Origin of the sequence: Streptomyces sp. NPDC088400, assembly GCF_044753355.1 — a bacterium.
GTDB lineage: Bacteria > Actinomycetota > Actinomycetes > Streptomycetales > Streptomycetaceae > Streptomyces.
Genome location: NZ_JBIVMZ010000001.1, coordinates 997,632 through 1,015,258 on the forward strand (window position 1 = coordinate 997,632; position 17,627 = coordinate 1,015,258).

Below are 17,627 nucleotides of genomic sequence, written 5' to 3' on the forward strand. Positions count from 1 at the left end.
CTGCGTCTGCTTCTGCCTCAGCCCTTCGTCTTGCGGGCGAGGCCCAGCGCGTAGTCGGGCCACCACCGGCCGGCGGCCGGACCTCCCCGGCACGGACCGTCCGACTCGCCGGGCCGCTTGATCCAGAGGAACGCGTCGACCAGTTCGTTGCCGGTCTTGGTGGTCGGTGGTGTGCCGAGCGCCCGTCCCGGCGGGTTGCACCAGGCCTCGTCCCGGTCGCCCGGGAGCGGGCCCTGGCCGTTCCTGCTGGTGTCGATGGTGAAGTGGGCGTCGCCGAGCAGCCCGGAGAGCTGGGTGCCGTACGCCTTGGCCGCGTTGTTCGTCTGGAAGTTGGACACATTGAGTGAGAAGCCGTCGGCCGTGTTGACGCCCGCCCGCCGGAGCGGTTCGGCGAGCTTGGCCGGGTCGGAGATCCAGTCCGGGTTTCCGGCGTCCAGATAGACCCTGGTCCCCGGCTGCTGCTTCAGCCGGGTGATCGCCTGGGAGAGCAACTCGTAGCGCTCGTCGTGGTGTTCGGCCGGCGTGCAGCCGTCCGCGAGGTGCGGTACGGCGTCCGGCTCCAGGATCACGATCGCCGGGGCCTTGCCGATGGCGCCGGCGAAGTCATTGATCCAGTCGCGGTACGCCTGGGCGTCGGAGGCGCCGCCCGCGGAGTAGCGACCGCAGTCGCGGTGGGGGATGTTGTACGCGACGAAGACCACGGTGCGTTTGCCGGCCGCCGCGCCCCGTACGGCCCGGCTGATGTCCGGCGCGGGATTGTCCCAGGCGGGCCACTCGGCCACCGCGCGCTCGGAGATCCGCCTGAGCGCCTTCGCGTCGTCCTTGCGGCCCTCCTTCTCCCACTGTTCGACCTGGCGCGCCGCGTCGCTCGCCGGGTCGACCCAGAACGGCGAGGCGGCGGTGGCCTCGGCCACGGAGTCACCGGTCCGCTCGGCGGAATCACGGTGAGACCCGGACGGGGAGGGCGAGGACGAGCCCGGGGAGCATCCGGTGGCGGTCAGTACGAGAACGGTCGCGGCGACGGCTGCGGCCGTGAGTGAGCGCGGCAGACTCTGCGGGAGAGGAGTACGAGACGCGCGATACAGGTGATGCGGGTGGTGTGGTTTGCGGCCGGACATCCAGCCCCCTCGGGCGACGACTGGGAAAGGGAAGAAAGAAAGCAAACAGGGAATTCAAATCAAAAGACCGTCATATCGTGGCATAAGGCCACGTCAGTGCTCGGCTGCGACACCGCGAGGTCGCCCAGGGCACGCTTGTGTCCGACCTGGACCGAAGTGCGAGACGGGGGCTGACTGCCCTATGGCCTGTGGGTAAGGTCGAAGCCGTGTCCAAGCCGCTCAGCCTGCCCTTCGACCCGATCGCCCGCGCCGACGAACTCTGGGAGCGGCGCTGGGGTCCCGTACCGGCCATGGGCGCGATCACCTCGATCATGCGCGCGCACCAGATCCTGCTCGCGGGCGTCGACGCGGTGGTGAAACCGTACGGTCTGACCTTCGCCCGGTACGAGGCGCTGGTGCTGCTCACCTTCTCGAAGGAGGGCGAGCTGCCGATGTCCAAGATCGGTGAGCGGTTGATGGTCCACCCGACGTCGGTCACCAACACCGTGGACCGGCTGGTGACGTCCGGTCTGGTCGACAAGCGGCCCAATCCGGCCGACGGGCGCGGCACCCTCGCCTCCATCACGGACAAGGGGCGCGAGGTGGTGGAGGCCGCCACCCGGGATCTGATGGAGATGGACTTCGGACTCGGGGCGTACGACGCCGAGGAGTGCGCGGAGATCTTCGCGATGCTGCGCCCGCTGCGGGTGGCGGCCCAGGACTTCGGCGCGTAGGAGGGCTTCGCCAGGTGGTGTCCGGCCGGACTTCGGCAGGGCGGCGGAAGATCGCCCGTTGTGCCCCGTTAGGCTCGGTGCCATGAAGTCGAATGTGCTGTCGCGCTACCGGGTGATGGCGTACATCACCGCTGTATGGCTGCTGGTCTTCACCGTCGCGATCATCATGAAATACGGGTTCGATACCGGCGACACGATGCTGATCTCCCAGATCCACGGCGTGCTGTTCATCGTCTACGTCGTCTTCGCCTTCGATCTGGGCTCCAAGGCGAAGTGGCCGTTCGGGAAGCTGCTCTGGGTGCTGGCCGCCGGCTGTATCCCCGCCGCGTCGTTCTTCGTGGAGCCGAAGATCACCCGGGAGACCCGGCCGCTGATCACCGACCACGATCCGGAGACCGTCGAGGCGTAACCGCCGTACGCCGCACTCCGTACTCCGCCGGGGCGGCAGTCCCGGTCGGCCGTCCGGCCTCCGGGGCCCTGTCGCCCCTCCCCACGCCGCCCGCACGATGTGCGGGCGGTTTGCCGTTCGACATTTAGTTGGACGTCCTAGTAAATTTGTCGCATGGACGGTGGAGGTAGATACGGCATGGACGCTGACGCCATCGAGGAGGGCCGCCGACGCTGGCAGGCCCGTTACGACGCGGCCCGCAAGCGGGACGCGGACTTCACGACGCTCTCCGGCGACCCGGTCGAGCCGGTCTACGGGCCCCGGCCCGGCGATGTGTACGAGGGCTTCGAGCGCATCGGCTGGCCCGGCGAGTACCCGTTCACCCGGGGGCTCCACCCGACCGGCTACCGGGGTCGTACGTGGACCATCCGCCAGTTCGCCGGGTTCGGCAACGCCCGGCAGACGAACGAGCGCTACAAGATGATCCTGGCCGCCGGTGGCGGCGGGCTCTCCGTCGCCTTCGACATGCCGACGCTCATGGGCCGGGACTCCGACGACTCGCGCTCGCTCGGCGAGGTCGGCCACTGTGGCGTCGCCATCGACTCGGCCGCCGACATGGAGATCCTCTTCGGTGACATCCCGCTCGGGGATGTCACCACCTCGATGACGATCAGCGGTCCGGCCGTCCCGGTCTTCTGCATGTACCTGGTCGCCGCGGAGCGCCAGGGCGTCGACCCGGCCGTCCTCAACGGCACGCTCCAGACCGACATCTTCAAGGAGTACATCGCGCAGAAGGAGTGGCTCTTCCAGCCCGAGCCGCATCTGCGCCTGATCGGCGACCTGATGGAGCACTGCGCCCGCTCCATCCCCGCGTACAAGCCTCTCTCGGTCTCCGGCTACCACATCCGCGAGGCGGGCGCGACGGCCGCGCAGGAGTTGGCGTACACCCTCGCCGACGGCTTCGGCTATGTGGAGCTGGGGCTGAGCCGGGGCCTGGACCTGGACGACTTCGCCTCGGGGCTGTCCTTCTTCTTCGACGCGCATCTCGACTTCTTCGAGGAGATCGCCAAGTTCCGTGCCGCTCGCCGGATCTGGGCGCGCTGGATGAAGGAGGTGTACGGCGCGAAGACCGACAAGGCGCAGTGGCTCCGCTTCCACACCCAGACCGCGGGCGTCTCGCTCACCGCGCAGCAGCCGTACAACAACGTCGTACGGACCGCGGTCCAGGCGCTGGCCGCCGTCCTCGGCGGGACGAACTCCCTGCACACGAACGCGCTGGACGAGACCCTCGCCCTGCCGAGCGAACAGGCCGCCGAGATCGCGCTCCGTACCCAGCAGGTGCTGATGGAGGAGACCGGCGTCGCCAATGTGGCCGACCCGCTCGGCGGCTCCTGGTACGTCGAGCAGCTGACCGACCGGATCGAGGCCGACGCCGAGAAGATCTTCGAGCAGATCAAGGAACGGGGTCTGCGGGCCCACCCGGACGGGCGGCATCCCATCGGTCCCGTCACCTCCGGGATCCTGCGCGGGATCGAGGACGGCTGGTTCACCGGGGAGATCGCCGAATCGGCGTTCCAGTACCAGCGCTCCCTGGAGAAGGGCGACAAGCGGGTCGTCGGCGTCAACGTCCACCACGGCTCGGTCACCGGCGATCTGGAGATCCTGCGGGTCAGTCATGAGGTCGAGCGGGACCAGGTCCAGGTCCTCCGGGAGCGCAAGGGCGCACGGGACGACACCCAGGTGCGTACGGCACTGGAGGCCATGCTGACGGCGGCCCGCGACGGCTCGAACATGATCGAGCCGATGCTGGAGGCGGTACGGGCGGAGGCGACGCTGGGCGAGATCTGCGACGCGCTGAGGGACGAGTGGGGGACGTACACGGAGCCGCCGGGCTTCTAGGCCTGGCGTCTCTCCCGGGGGTGTTTTGCGCACTTTTTGGGTTTTCTGTGGTGGTCTGCGCCTGGTGAATACCTCTGAGTGAGAGCTAAAATAGGTGGCATGGCCACGGAGGAGTTCCCCGACTCGCTCGCCGATGTGCTGGCAGGCATCCAGCGCATGGTCCGGCGTCGGCTGCGCGGGGGACTGACCTCCCCGCCGTTGCGCGGCGCGCAGGCCGATCTGCTGCGGCTGGTCGCCGCCCGCCCCGGAATCCGGGTGTCGGACGCGGCCAAGGAGCTGTATCTCGCGGGCAACTCGGTCTCCACGCTGGTCAATCAGCTCAGCCGGGCCGGCTATCTGGTCCGGGAGACCGACCCGGACGACCGGCGTTCCGCGCTGCTGCTGCCCACCCAGGCGGCCGAAGCGCGGCTGAACGACTGGGCGGCCCGACGTGGCGAGCTGGTGCGCGCCCAGGTGGAACGCCTGACGCAGGAGGACCGAGCGGCCCTGGCCGCCGCCCTCCCGGCGCTGCGCCGGCTCGCCCGGAACCTGCACGAGGAAGTGGAGGGCGCATGACGGACGAAGCGACGGCCAGGCCGGTGACGGCCGAGGATCCGGACCGTTCCGGGCCCGACGCCGTCTCCTGTCGCGGCCTGGACTACGCGTTCGGCGAGACCAAGGCCGTCGCCGATCTCGATCTCTCCGTCCGCGCGGGTGAGGTCTTCGGGCTGCTCGGCCCGAACGGCGCGGGCAAGACGACCGCGATCCGCTGCATCACCACGCTGCTGCCCGTTCCGGCGGGCATGGTGCGGGTGTTCGGGCACGACGCGGCCAAGGAGAAGATGGCGGTACGCCGCCTGCTCGGGTACGTACCGCAGCAGCTGTCCGCCGATGCCGCGCTGACGGGCCGCGAGAATGTCACGCTGTTCGCCCGCGTCTTCGACGTATCGCGCCGTGAGCGCTCCGAGCGCGTCACGCAGGCGCTGGAGGCGGTCGGCCTGAACGGCGCGGCCGACCGGATGGCCAAGACGTACTCCGGCGGCATGATCCGCCGTCTCGAACTCGCGCAGGCGCTGGTCAGCGCGCCCCGGCTGCTGATGCTGGACGAGCCGACGATCGGGCTCGACCCCATCGCCCGTACCAGTGTGTGGGAGCACATCAATGCCGTACGGAACGCCACGGGCATGACCGTCCTGGTGACCACGCACTACATGGACGAGGCCGATCAGTACTGCGACCGGGTCGCGCTGATGCACCACGGACGGATCCACGCGCTCGGCACCCCCGGCGAGCTGAGAGCTGACCTGCGCGAGCGCCGTACGGCCGGGCGTTCGCCGGGTGGGCAGTCGGGCGGGCAGGAGCCCCTGCCGACGCTGGAGGACGTCTTCAGGGACCTGGCAGGCAGTGGCCTGGACGAGGAAGGGGGCGACTTCCGCGATGTCCGGAGCACCCGTCGCACCGCGACCCGCGTCGGCTGAGGGCGGCGGCCCCGGCCGGCTGGACCTGCTGCTCGTACCGCCGCGCGCCCGGACCGGCTGGCGGGTCCTGCCCGCCCGGGTCGTCGCGATGTGCGTGGTCGAGCTCCAGAAGCTGCGGCACGACCGTACGGAGCTGTACACCCGGGCCGTCCAGCCCGCACTGTGGCTGCTGATCTTCGGGGAGACCTTCACCCGGATCAAGGCGATCCCGACGCAGGGCATCCCGTACATCGACTTCCTCGCGCCCGGGATCATCGCCCAGTCCGCGATGTTCATCGCGATCTTCTACGGGATCATGATCATCTGGGAGCGGGACGCGGGCATCCTCACCAAACTCCTGGTCACCCCGACCCCCAGAGCCGCCCTGATCAGCGGCAAGGCGTTCGCCTCCGGGGTGAAGGCGCTGATCCAGGCGGTCGTGGTGATCGTCATCGCCGCGGCCCTCGGTGTGGGCCTGACCTGGAACCCGCTGAAGCTGCTCGGCGTGGCCGTCGCGGTGGTCCTCGGCTCGGCCTTCTTCTCCTGCCTGTCGATGACGATCGCGGGAATCGTGCTGACCCGCGACCGGCTGATGGGCATCGGGCAGGCCATCACGATGCCGCTGTTCTTCGCGTCGAACGCGCTGTACCCGGTGGCGATCATGCCCGGCTGGCTCCAAGTGGTCAGCAAGATCAACCCGTTGAGCTATCAGGTCGACGCCCTGCGCGGCCTGCTGCTCGGTACGCCGTCCCATCTGCTGCTCGACTACGGCGTCCTGCTGGGGGCCGCGCTCCTCGGCATCGTGGCGGCCTCGTCGCTGCTGGGGCGCCTGGCCAGATGACGGCGGCGCGGGCCCGGCGGCACCGTCACGGGCGTCACCGTTGGCGTCACCCCGTCACCGTCGTCGTCCACACACCCTTCAGCCTTGTCGTCCACCTCGTCGCTGCTGCGACGCCGTCACTGCTGTGACGCCGTCATCGCGACCAGGCCGCCCAGCAGCAGAGCCGTGAAGGCGTGCGCCCAGTCCTCGTCCACCGGCTCCCCGCTGACCAGGGCGCGGTGGACCACCGCTCCGGCGAGCACATCGAAGATCAGGTCCACCGTACGGGCCGCGCTCCGGGCGTCCTGGTCGCGAGGGAGTTCACCGCGGTCCTGGGCGCGCTCGCGGCCCCGCAGCACCAGCCGTTTCTGGCGCTCGACGATGGAGGTACGGATCCGCCGCCGCAGCGCCTCGTCCCGGGTGGACTCCGCGACCAGCGCCATGAGCGCGGTCTTGGTCTCCGGCCGCTCCAGCAGCTCCCCGAACTGGAGCACCACGCCTTCGACGTCGGCCATCAGGCAGTCGGAGTCGGGGAGTACGAGCTCGTCGAAGAGGACCGCGACCGCGTCCACCACCAGCTCGCTCTTGCTCGGCCACCGCCGGTAGAGCGTGGTCTTGGCGACGCCCGCACGGTTCGCCACATCGCTCATCGTCAGCTTGGACCAGCCCAGCTCCACCAGGGCGGCGCGGGTCGCCTCCAGGATCGCGGAGTCGGCCTTGGCGCTGCGGGGGCGGCCCGTACGCGGCGTACGGGCGCCAGGCGCGTGTGTGCCAGGTGCGTCCTGGTCGGGTGAGTTCTGGTCAGGGGTGCGTACATCCGGTGTGCCCGGGCCAGGAGCGCCCGAGTCCTGGGAGCGCGCGTCATGCGTACCCGTGTGGGGTAGACCTGCGTCGTGCGTACCCGCGTCGGGCTTACGCGCGTCGGCGGGGCGGATGGGGCGGCACATGACGGCGACCATATCGGCCGGTGGGCCGTTCGCTGTGATCCAGTTCACCGGAAAAACCTTCCCCCGTCACGGAGCCGGAAGTTACGCTACGACCCGTAGCGAAAGCCGGACACGGCTCGTCGCGACGACCACATGGCGTACGGGTGGGGACCCGGCGCCGACCTTCGGACAGCGTCCGTCCGTACGCCCCGCGCACCCGCGAGGGCGGCGGATGGTCCGGTTCCGGTACGACGGTGTACGCACCGCTTTTCTGAAGTGTGCGCGGAAGGGGGAGGATGTACTCATGCAGCCTAGGAACATGTCCATGAGCGGCGTCGTCGACCTCGCCGCGGTGAAGGCGGCCGGTGAGGCCAAGGCGAAGGCGGAGCAGGCCCGCGCGGAGTCGGCGCGCCAGGGCGGCACCGACGCCGTGCCCCCGTCCAGTCTGGTGATCGATGTCGATGAGGCGGGCTTCGAACGCGATGTCCTCCAGCGCTCCAGCGAGGTCCCGGTCGTCATCGACTTCTGGGCCGAGTGGTGCGAGCCGTGCAAGCAGCTGAGCCCGGTGCTGGAGCGGCTGGCGCGGGAGTACAACGGCCGGTTCGTTCTCGCCAAGATCGACGTCGACGCCAATCAGATGCTGATGCAGCAGTTCGGGATCCAGGGAATCCCCGCGGTCTTCGCGGTGGTGGCCGGCCAGGCGCTGCCGCTCTTCCAGGGCGCGGCCCCGGATGCCCAGATCCGACAGACCCTCGACCAGCTGATCCAGGTCGGCGAGGAGCGTTTCGGCCTCACCGGGATCGCGGTCGACGCGGAGGGGGAGCCGGGCGAGGAGTCCGGCGACGAGGAGGCCGCGGTGCCCGCCGGGCCGTACGACGCCCTGCTGGAAGAGGCCGTACGCGCGCTGGACGCCAATGACTTCGGCGGCGCCGCGCAGGCGTACCGGAACGTGCTCTCCCAGGACCCCGGCAACACGGAAGCCACCCTGGGCCTCGCGCAGGCCGAACTGCTCGCGCGCGTACAGGGGATGGACCAGCAGCAAGTCCGCAAGGACGCGGCGGAGCGACCGGAGGACGCCCAGGCGCAGATCGCCGCGGCCGACCTCGATCTGGTCGGCGGGCACGTCGAGGACGCCTTCGGCCGGCTGGTCGAGACCGTGCGCCGTACGGTCGGTGACGACCGGGACGCGGCGCGGGTGCGGCTGCTGGAGCTGTTCGACGTCATCGGCGGGGACGATGCCCGGGTGACGGCGGCACGCTCGGCTCTGGCGCGCGTTCTCTTCTGACGGTCCGGGGCCTGACGGTCCGAGGACCGACAGTCAGAGGTCTGACAGTCCGAGGCCTGACGGCCTGACGGTCTGACACCCCGTCGGTCACGCTGTGGTTTTGGCGACACAATGACAACAGCGGCCATGCTTTGCCAAAACTTGGCAAATGTGGCCGCTGTTACTCGCAGTAAATCAACTCCCTTGCTCTGTCCCGCTTTGGGTATCAATCGCCGCTTCTGCCGTACCAGGGGGTGGCACCCTGTGTGGCTGCGTGATATCACGGGGTCGACCCCTGGTTATCAGGTCGTTACTAGTCAGTAACGAACCCCCTTGTGCCAGGGGCTCGAATGCACCACGATCGGCGACGCTCGGTCCAATTGACCGCACCCGCACGGCAGCCAGCCGCGCCGTCGGTCCTGGGTCCCCACCGGGCGGTCCGGCGGCACTGGCCGTCGGCCCGGACAGGGGGGTTCCTGCCTACTGGCAGGGCCTGTCCAGAGGTTGCGCGAACGCGTGGCCAGTGGTTGTCGCTCGGGGGTGATCGCCGGTGCTTTCGGACGCAGTTCGCGCCTCCGGGGAACAGGCGCTCTCCTTCCCGAGGACGTAGCACTTCTCCCATCCCAGGACGGGCTCCGGCCCGATCCGGAGATGTACGTCCGAGAAGGAGGAAATTCATGGAGTCCCAACTACGTGGCGGGACCAGATGGAAGCGGTTCGCCGTCGTCATGGTGCCCAGTGTGGCCGCGACGGCAGCGATAGGTGTGGCTCTCGCACAGGGGGCGCTGGCCGCTTCGTTCAGCGTGTCCGGCCAGAGCTTCAAGGTGAAGGCCGACAAGCTGGTCGGTCACGACTTCGTGCAGTACGGCGGAGTCGCCGAGGGGGTTGACTCCGAAGGCAAGAAGGCCATGCACCCGGTCGCTGTCTCCGGGTTCAAGTCGGCCGAGATCACCAGCATGTGCCAGTCCGTGGTCACTCCGCTGCCCATGCTGGGCACGAGCGTGACGCTGGTGCTCAACGCCGGCAACAAGGGCAGGGACATCGCGGCGGAGAACCTCTACCTCGATGTCGAATCCCTGGACGCCGACGCGGAGTTCAAGAACATCAACATCGGTGTCGCGGCCGGCGCGAACAAGTCCCCGGGCATCCAGCCGGGTACGAAGGCGGACCCGAACGGCTTCGCGCAGGAGGCCGAGACGGCCACCCTGAGCAATGTGAGGCAGACGGCGTGGGCCACCACGGCCGGTACGTTCAAGCTGCCGGACCTGAACCTCAGGCTCAAGGTCGGCGATCCCAAGAAGTACGAGTGCTACTGAGGGGTGTCGCGAAGGTGGCGCCGTCCGTCCGCAGGGTGTTGCGGGCAGGGCGCGACGTTCGCGGTATGCCCTAGGCACCCTTTCGGGCGGGGCGGACGGTTCGAGGACTGTTCGGCCCGCCCGGCCCCCTGTCTCTCACCGTAATACCGCATTCCAGGGAGCTGTTTTCCATGAGCGCCGAGTCCACAGGTTCCCGCGGATTCACTTACTGGCGGCTTCGGTTCCACGCCTGGCGGGGCACCCGGCCGTTCTGGGCGGGCCTGTTCACTCTGCTCGGTGGGCTGCCCATCGCCTATTTCCCGTACGCGCAGCTCCACCTCGGCAACCTGACGCTGGCCATGTCGACGACGGCCGGTGCGGGTTCGCTGATCATCGGTGTGCTGCTGGTGACGCTGGGACTGACGATGTGGTTCCACAGCATCGTCCGCGTCTTCGCCGGCGTCGCGGCCATCCTGCTGGCCCTGGTGTCGATCCCGGTCTCCAACATCGGTGGCTTCCTGCTGGGCTTCCTGCTCGCCCTGCTCGGCGGCGCGCTCTCGATCTCCTGGGCCCCCGGCCGGCCACCGGCCAGACCGGTGGTGGGGCGTGACACTCCCCGCCGGGCGCCGGAGCCCGACGACGGTGATCCCTTTCTCCCCGCTCCGCGCGAGGGGGAGAGCCCGAACGTGACGGATACGACTGCCCATGCCAACGGCGGGAGGAAAAGTGCGGGGTGACGACACGCACGAGATCGCGGCCGGAGGCGATGCTTCCCCGGTACGAAGAGGGCCGCGTCACGCGGCCCCCCGGAAGTCGCTCCTGACCAAGCTCCACATACCCGCCGGCAAGGCGATGGCTCTGGCCGCGATGCCGACGGCGGTCTTCGTGGGCATGGGGCTCACCCCCAGGCTCGCGCTGGCCGACGACAACAAGGACATCCCCTTCGCGCCGGGCCCGTGCGTGACCCGCTCGGACGACCCGGACGCGTCTCCCTCGCCCTCCTCGTCCCCGTCACGGAGCCCCGAGCCGGGCTCGTCCGGGTCGGCGACGTCGGATCCCTCCGCGAGCGGTACGCCGGGGGACGGCGCGACGGAGGGCGGCAAGGGCAACGAGCCGGACACGTCGGCGAGTTCGGACGCCGGGAAGACGGAGAAGCCGGAGCCCGGCGCCTCTTCGTCACCGTCACCGACACCGACGCCCACCCCGTCCAAGTCCAAGAACCCGCTGGACCCGCTGGGTGTCGGGGACGCGCTCGGAGACCTGCTGGGCATTCCCGGCAAGGACGGGACGGCCTCCCCGAAGCCGAGCGCCTCCGCCACCGGGAAGCCGGGCGACGACGCGTCCACCGGGTCCACGCCGAAGCCCTCCACGTCCAAGCCCTCCGCGTCGGATCAGGACGACACGGCGGACGGCAAGGCCAAGGACAAGGACAAGGCGAAGGACGCGGCCAAGGACAAGGCGAAGGACGCGGCCAAGGACAAGGCGAAGGACGCGGCCGAGGACGGCAAGGGCACGGACGCGGCCGACGACGCCGCCGACAAGGCGGCGGACGGCACCAAGAAGGCCATCGAGGACGCGGCCAGGAAGGCCGGCGCCACGGTCGAGGAACTGGGCGAGGATGCCAAGGGGCTCAAGGCCGGCAAGGACGACGACATCCCGGCTGGCGCGTCCGGCAAGCGGGCCTACCCCTGCCCGACCCCGGACCCCGAGGCCCTCGCCAACGCCGAGCAGGAACAGGGCATCCCGCTCCTGCCCGACGACCCCTGGATTCTCCACAGCTCGAACCTGCAGCTGTACGGCCTCAAGTACCACGGCATCGTCGAGGTGAAGACGTACGGCGGCCAGGTCAAGAAGGCGCTCAAGTTCACCGCCACCTCGGTGGACATCGAGAACCTGCACCAGACCGTCCGTTACCCCATGGGCAAGACAGCCCATGTGCAGGGCCGCGAGGGCTCCACCTCCACGATCCGCGACACCCCGGTGACGATGTACACGGAGCAGCTGAAGGGCAACCTCTTCGGCCTCATCCCGGTCACCTTCTCGCCGCAGACCCCGCCGCCGCTGGACGTCCCGTACGCCTCTTTCACGGACGTCGAGGTGACCCAGGCGGGCCAGTTCGGCGGCACGCTGACGATCCCCGGCCTCCAGAACTACCTCACGGGCTGAGGCAACTGCCTCATGGGGTGAACCGACTGCCTCACGGGCTGAGGCACTGCCTCGCGAGGTGAATCAACTGCCTCACGGACTGAACCGCACTCCCGGGAGCCGCGGGAAAAGCTGTGGCCCACACCGACCGGTCGGTGTGGGCCACGGTCGTTACCGTCGGCGGCCTCAGGCCTTGCTGCCGCCCAGGTGGTGCACCCGGACCATGTTCGTCGTGCCGGAGACACCGGGAGGGGAGCCCGCGGTGATGATCATGGAGTCGCCCTCGCTGTAGCGCTGGAGCTTCAGCAGCTCCTGGTCCACCAGGTCGACCATCGCGTCCGTGCTGCTCACCCAGGGCACGATGAAGGACTCCACGCCCCAGCTCAGGGCGAGTTGGTTACGGGTCGACTCGTCCGTGGTGAAGGCCAGGATCGGCTGGGCCGCGCGGTAGCGGGAGAGGCGGCGGACCGTGTCGCCGGACTGGGTGAAGGCGACCAGCGCCTTGCCGCCCAGGAAGTCCGCGATCTCGCAGGCCGCACGGGCCACCGAACCGCCCTGCGTACGGGGCTTCTTGCCGGGGACCAGCGGCTGGAGGCCCTTGGAGAGCAGCTCCTCCTCGGCCGCGACCACGATCTTCGACATCGTCTTGACCGTCTCGATCGGGTACGCGCCCACCGAGGACTCGGCGGAGAGCATGACCGCGTCCGCGCCGTCCAGGATCGCGTTCGCGACGTCGGACGCCTCGGCGCGGGTCGGGCGGGAGTTGGTGATCATCGACTCCATCATCTGGGTCGCCACGATCACCGGCTTGGCGTTGCGACGGCACAGCTCGATGAGCCGCTTCTGCACCATCGGGACCTTTTCGAGCGGGTACTCGACGGCCAGGTCACCGCGGGCCACCATGACGCTGTCGAAGGCCGCGATCACGGCCTCCATGTTGTTGACCGCCTGCGGCTTCTCGACCTTGGCGATGACGGGGACCCGGCGGCCCTCCTCGTCCATGATCTTGTGCACGTCCAGCACGTCGTGCGCGTCGCGGACGAACGAGAGCGCGACCATGTCGCAGCCCATCCGCAGGCCGAAGCGCAGGTCCTCGACGTCCTTCTCGGACAGCGCGGGGACATTGACCGCCGCGCCGGGCAGGTTGATGCCCTTGTGGTCCGAGATGACACCGCCCTCGATGACGATGGTCCTGACCCGCGGCCCCTCGACCGCGACCACGCGCAGTTCGACGTTGCCGTCGTTGATCAGGATCTGGTCGCCCTTGGAGACGTCGCCCGGCAGGCCCTTGTACGTGGTGCCGCAGATGGACTTGTCGCCGGGGACGTCCTCGGTGGTGATGGTGAACTCGTCACCGCGCACCAGCTCGACCGGGCCCTCGGCGAAGGTCTCCAGGCGGATCTTGGGGCCCTGGAGGTCGACGAGGACACCCACGGCGCGGCCGGTGTCCTGCGCGGCCTTCCGCACGCGGTGGTACCGCTCCTCGTGCTCCGAGTGGCTCCCGTGGCTCATGTTCAGGCGGGCCACATTCATTCCGGCCTCGATGAGCGACTTCAGCTGCTCGTACGAGTCGACGGCGGGGCCCAGTGTGCAGACGATTTTGGAACGGCGCATGAGGCGGATCCTATCGGTTTGTTTCGATGCGGAATATTCCGTCTGGCGGAAAGTACAAATGGGCGGGAGGGTGCTCAGGCGTTGGGTATTCAGGCGTGAGGTGTGCGGGCGTCGGGTGTTCAGGCCCTTTCCACGTTCAGGCCTTTCCACGTTCGGGCCTTTCCGGGTTCAGGCCCTTCCGGGTTCAGGCCTTTCGGACCAGCGCGAAGGTCTGCCGCGCGATCTCCAGCTCCTCGTCGGTCGGGACCACGGCCACCACGGTCCTGGCGGTGTCCGGCGAGATGATCCGCGGTTCGTCGGAACGTACGGCATTACGGTCCGGGTCCACGGCCAGGCCCAGGGCTTCCAGGCCCGCCACGGCAGCTTCCCGTACCGGCGCCGCGTTCTCGCCCACACCCGCCGTGAAGGCCACCGCGTCCACCCGGCCGAGTACCGCGCTGTAGGCACCTATGTACTTCTTCAGCCGGTGGATGTAGATGTCGAACGCGAGCGCCGCCCGCTGGTCGCCCGCGTCGACCCGGCGGCGGATCTCCCGCATGTCGTTGTCCCCGCAGAGACCGACCAGACCGCTCTTCTTGTTCAGAAGTTCATCGATCTCGTCCACGGACATTCCGGCCACTCGATGGAGATGGAACGTGACCGCCGGATCGATGTCCCCGGAGCGCGTACCCATCACCAGCCCCTCCAAGGGGGTCAGTCCCATCGAGGTGTCCACGCACCGGCCGCCCGCGACCGCCGACGCCGAGGCGCCGTTGCCGAGGTGCAGGACGATCACATTCACCTCGGCCGGGTCCTTGCCCAGCAACTCGGCGGTCCTGCGCGAGACATACGCGTGCGAGGTGCCGTGGAAACCGTAGCGCCGGATGCGGTGGGCGTCGGCCGTCTCGACGTCGATCGCGTAGCGGGCGGCGTGCTCCGGCATCGTCGCGTGGAACGCGGTGTCGAAGACCGCGACCTGCGGCAGGTCGGGGCGCAGCTCCTGGGCGGTACGGATGCCCGTGAGGTTCGCCGGATTGTGCAGCGGCGCCACCGGCACCAGGCGCTCGATCTCCGCCAGTACGGCGTCGTCGATGACGGTCGGTTCGCTGAACTTCAGCCCTCCGTGTACGACTCGGTGGCCGATGGCCGCCAACTCGGGGGAGTCGAGCCCGAGCCCGTCCCGCGACAGCTCGTCCGCGACCGCCTCCAGCGCCGCCGTGTGGTCCGCGATCCGGCCCGTACGTTCGCGCTTTCCTCCGCTTGCTCCGCTTCCTCCACCGGGACCGGCGGCCAGCGGGGAGTGCGCCAGCCGGGAGGTGTCCTCGCCGATGCGTTCGACCAGGCCGACCGCGAGCCGGGAGCTGTCCCGCATGTCCAGCAGCTGGTACTTCAGCGACGAGGAACCGGAGTTGAGGACGAGGACACGGGTCGCGGGAGTGGCAGGGGTGGCGGGAGTGTGCGCGGTCACGGGCTGGCGGCCTTCTGTCGTGGTGTGCGGGGTGGGCTTGCTGCTCGGGGTGTGCGGAGTGGGCTTGTCGCGTGGGGAGTTGGGGGTGGAGCTCATGCGTTCTCGCCCTGCGCCTGGATCGCCGTGATCGCGACCGTCGTCACGATGTCCTGGACGAGCGCGCCGCGCGACAGGTCGTTGACCGGCTTGCGCAGCCCCTGGAGCACCGGGCCGACGGCCACCGCGCCCGCCGAGCGCTGCACGGCCTTGTAGGTGTTGTTGCCGGTGTTCAGGTCCGGGAAGATCAGCACCGTCGCCTGGCCCGCCACCTCCGACTCCGGCAGCTTGGTCGCCGCGACGGACGGTTCGACCGCCGCGTCGTACTGGATCGGGCCCTCGATCCGCAGATCGGGCCTGGCCGCGCGCACCAGCTCGGTCGCCTCGCGCACCTTGTCGACATCGGCCCCCGAGCCCGAGGTTCCGGTGGAGTACGACAGCATCGCGATCCGCGGCTCGACCCCGAACTGGGCGGCCGTGGCCGCCGCCTGGACGGCGATGTCCGCGAGCTGCTCCGCGTTCGGGTCCGGGTTGACCGCGCAGTCGCCGTACACCAGCACCTTGTCGGCGAGACACATGAAGAAGACGGAGGACACGATCGACGCCTCCGGCTTGGTCTTGATGATCTCGAAGGCCGGGCGGATCGTCGCGGCCGTCGAGTGCACCGAACCCGACACCATGCCGTCGGCCAGGCCCTCCTCGACCATCAGCGTGCCGAAGTAGTTCGCGTCCGACACGACGTCGTACGCCATCTCCACCGTCACGCCCCGGTGGGCGCGCAGCCGCGCGTACTGCTCGGCGAAGCCCTGGCGCAGCTCGGAGGTGACCGGATCGATCAGCTGCGTGGAGCTCAGGTCGATACCGAAGTCGGCCGCCTTCTTCCGGATGACGTCGGTGTCGCCGAGCAGGGTCAGCTCGCAGACGCTGCGACGCAGCAGTACGTCGGCGGCGCGCAGTACACGCTCCTCGGCCCCCTCGGGCAGGACGACCCGGCGGCGGGCGGCGCGTGCCCGCTCCAGCAGTTCGTGCTCGAACATCATCGGCGTCACATGCCCGCTGCGGGCCACCGACATCCTGGCCAGCAGATCGGCCGTGTCCACATGGCGCTCGAACAGGCCGAGCGCGGTCTCCGCCTTGCGCGGGGTGGCCGCGTTCAACTTCCCTTCCAGGCCGAAGAGTTGCGTGGCGGTGGGGAAGGAGCTGCCGGGTACGGAGACGACCGGCGTGCCGGGTGCGAGCCGGGCCGCCAGGGTCAGGACGGACTCGTCGGGCCGCTCGTCGAGGGTGAGCAGGACGCCCGCGATGGGCGGGGTGCCCGCCGAGTGCGCGGCGAGGGCCCCCACCACCAGATCGGCGCGGTCCCCCGGGGTGACCACCATGCAGCCGGGTGTCAGCGCGCCCAGGAAGTTCGGCAGCATCGCGCCGCCGAAGACGAAGTCGAGCGCGTCACGGGCCAGGCCCGAGTCGTCGCCGAGCAGCACCGTGCCCCCCAGGGCGTGGGTGATCTGCGCGACCGTGGGGGCGGCCAGGGCCGGCTCGTCGGGCAGCACGTAGCAGGGGACCGGGAGCTGGGACGTGAGGCCCTCGGCGATCGCCCCGCGGTCCTCGGCGGCGACCCGGTTGACGACCATCGACAGGACGTCGCAGCCCAGGACCTCGTAGGCGCGGTGGGCGTTACGGGCCTCGGCCCGTACGGACTCGGCGCTCTGGCCCTTGCCGCCCACCACGGCTATCACGGAGGCGCCGAACTCGTTGGCGAGCCGTGCGTTCAGCGACAGCTCGTCGGGGAGCTGGGTGGCCGCGTAGTCCGTACCGAGGACCAGCACGACCTCGTACTCCCGGGTCACCCGGTGGAAACGCTCGACCAGCCGGGACACCAGCTCGTCCGTACCCCGCTCGGCCTGGATCGCGGCCGCCTCGTGGTAGTCGAGCCCGTAGACGGCCGACGGGTCCTGCGACAGCCGGTACCGCGCGCGCAGCAGGTCGAAGAGGCGGTCGGGTCCGTCATGGACCAGCGGGCGGAAGACTCCCACCCGGTCCACCTGGCGGGTCAGGAGTTCCATGACTCCCAGCTCGACGACCTGGCGGCCGTCGCCGCGATCGATCCCGGTCACGTACACGCTGCGCGTCACGCGTGTTCTCCCGTCCGTGCTCGTGGGACGTCCCCGCGGTGGGCCGCGAGGAGGCGTCCCCGCGGTCCGTGGGAGGTCCCGGCTCATGTGAACTCAATGGAACTCATATGGGGAACTTATGTTTGGACAAAAATTCCCGTTAGGGTGGCGATGCGCTCTTGACAATACCTCTGTGGGTGATTAAGGCCCCTGTGGGAGTGGCTCGGGGAGCCGAGAGGAATCGGAGGCCCTGGAACGGGTATCCGACAGCCCTCCGCTCAAACGGTCGGCGGATATGAGGTCCCGGCCTCCCATGGGAAGATCGGGAGCACCGTCGGGACCGTCGGGAGCACCGGGCTCGGTGGGCTCGGTGGCCTTGGGCTCGGCTCACGAGCGGAGGGGCGAAGTCCTGTCG

15 protein-coding genes are annotated in these 17,627 nt (G+C 69.5%); 10 read left to right on the top strand and 5 right to left on the bottom strand.

Features of this window, described 5'->3' with window-relative positions; genetic code table 11:
• Positions 1 to 17: 17 nt before the first annotated feature.
• Complete coding sequence (locus ACIQD6_RS04530) at positions 18 to 1,118, bottom strand: glycoside hydrolase family 6 protein (RefSeq protein WP_401877847.1); 1,101 nt, start codon at positions 1,116 to 1,118, stop codon at positions 18 to 20.
• A 206-nt stretch (positions 1,119 to 1,324) separates the two neighbouring features.
• Between ACIQD6_RS04530 and ACIQD6_RS04535 the strand changes: the two genes are divergently transcribed.
• From ACIQD6_RS04535 to ACIQD6_RS04560, 6 genes are all read left to right on the top strand, one after another.
• Positions 1,325 to 1,831: a MarR family winged helix-turn-helix transcriptional regulator gene (locus ACIQD6_RS04535; protein ID WP_401877849.1), complete on the top strand. Its 507-nt coding sequence runs from the start codon at positions 1,325 to 1,327 to the stop codon at positions 1,829 to 1,831.
• Positions 1,832 to 1,913: 82 nt separating this feature from the next.
• Positions 1,914 to 2,240: a DUF3817 domain-containing protein gene (locus ACIQD6_RS04540; protein ID WP_401877851.1), complete on the top strand. Its 327-nt coding sequence runs from the start codon at positions 1,914 to 1,916 to the stop codon at positions 2,238 to 2,240.
• A 177-nt stretch (positions 2,241 to 2,417) separates the two neighbouring features.
• Complete coding sequence (locus ACIQD6_RS04545; protein ID WP_401877852.1) at positions 2,418 to 4,118, top strand: methylmalonyl-CoA mutase; 1,701 nt, start codon at positions 2,418 to 2,420, stop codon at positions 4,116 to 4,118.
• A 99-nt stretch (positions 4,119 to 4,217) separates the two neighbouring features.
• Positions 4,218 to 4,673, top strand: a complete 456-nt coding sequence (locus tag ACIQD6_RS04550) for a MarR family winged helix-turn-helix transcriptional regulator (protein WP_401877853.1) — start codon at positions 4,218 to 4,220, stop codon at positions 4,671 to 4,673.
• Entirely contained in the window at positions 4,670 to 5,575 is a 906-nt protein-coding gene (locus ACIQD6_RS04555) for an ABC transporter ATP-binding protein (protein ID WP_401877854.1), read from the top strand. Before ACIQD6_RS04550 ends, ACIQD6_RS04555 begins: the two co-directional genes overlap by 4 nt.
• On the top strand, positions 5,535 to 6,395 hold the full coding sequence (locus ACIQD6_RS04560) for an ABC transporter permease (protein ID WP_401877855.1): 861 nt from the start codon (positions 5,535 to 5,537) through the stop codon (positions 6,393 to 6,395). The genes ACIQD6_RS04555 and ACIQD6_RS04560 overlap by 41 nt, the downstream gene beginning before the upstream one ends.
• Before the next feature lie 116 nt (positions 6,396 to 6,511).
• Here ACIQD6_RS04560 and ACIQD6_RS04565 read toward each other — a convergent pair whose 3' ends face one another.
• Positions 6,512 to 7,078: a TetR/AcrR family transcriptional regulator gene (locus ACIQD6_RS04565; RefSeq protein WP_401878147.1), complete on the bottom strand. Its 567-nt coding sequence runs from the start codon at positions 7,076 to 7,078 to the stop codon at positions 6,512 to 6,514.
• A 526-nt stretch (positions 7,079 to 7,604) separates the two neighbouring features.
• Here ACIQD6_RS04565 and ACIQD6_RS04570 point away from each other — a divergent pair.
• From ACIQD6_RS04570 to ACIQD6_RS04585, 4 genes are all read left to right on the top strand, one after another.
• Positions 7,605 to 8,585: a tetratricopeptide repeat protein gene (locus ACIQD6_RS04570; RefSeq protein ID WP_401877857.1), complete on the top strand. Its 981-nt coding sequence runs from the start codon at positions 7,605 to 7,607 to the stop codon at positions 8,583 to 8,585.
• A 656-nt stretch (positions 8,586 to 9,241) separates the two neighbouring features.
• On the top strand, positions 9,242 to 9,880 hold the full coding sequence (locus ACIQD6_RS04575; protein WP_401877858.1) for a DUF6230 family protein: 639 nt from the start codon (positions 9,242 to 9,244) through the stop codon (positions 9,878 to 9,880).
• Between the two features lie 170 nt (positions 9,881 to 10,050).
• Positions 10,051 to 10,596, top strand: coding sequence for a DUF6114 domain-containing protein (locus ACIQD6_RS04580; RefSeq protein ID WP_401877860.1), 546 nt, complete (start codon positions 10,051 to 10,053; stop codon positions 10,594 to 10,596).
• Entirely contained in the window at positions 10,586 to 12,025 is a 1,440-nt protein-coding gene (locus tag ACIQD6_RS04585; protein WP_401877861.1) for a hypothetical protein, read from the top strand. Before ACIQD6_RS04580 ends, ACIQD6_RS04585 begins: the two co-directional genes overlap by 11 nt.
• Positions 12,026 to 12,190: 165 nt before the next feature.
• On the opposite strand, the gene pyk is transcribed toward ACIQD6_RS04585, so the two are convergent.
• From pyk to pta, 3 genes are all read right to left on the bottom strand, one after another.
• A complete protein-coding gene (gene pyk / locus ACIQD6_RS04590) occupies positions 12,191 to 13,618 on the bottom strand; it encodes a pyruvate kinase (RefSeq protein WP_401877863.1) in 1,428 nt (475 codons plus the stop codon).
• A 184-nt stretch (positions 13,619 to 13,802) separates the two neighbouring features.
• On the bottom strand, positions 13,803 to 15,161 hold the full coding sequence (locus ACIQD6_RS04595) for an acetate kinase (RefSeq protein WP_401877865.1): 1,359 nt from the start codon (positions 15,159 to 15,161) through the stop codon (positions 13,803 to 13,805).
• A complete protein-coding gene (gene pta / locus ACIQD6_RS04600; RefSeq protein WP_401877867.1) occupies positions 15,158 to 17,233 on the bottom strand; it encodes a phosphate acetyltransferase in 2,076 nt (691 codons plus the stop codon). Before pta ends, ACIQD6_RS04595 begins: the two co-directional genes overlap by 4 nt.
• Positions 17,234 to 17,627: the final 394 nt, after the last annotated feature.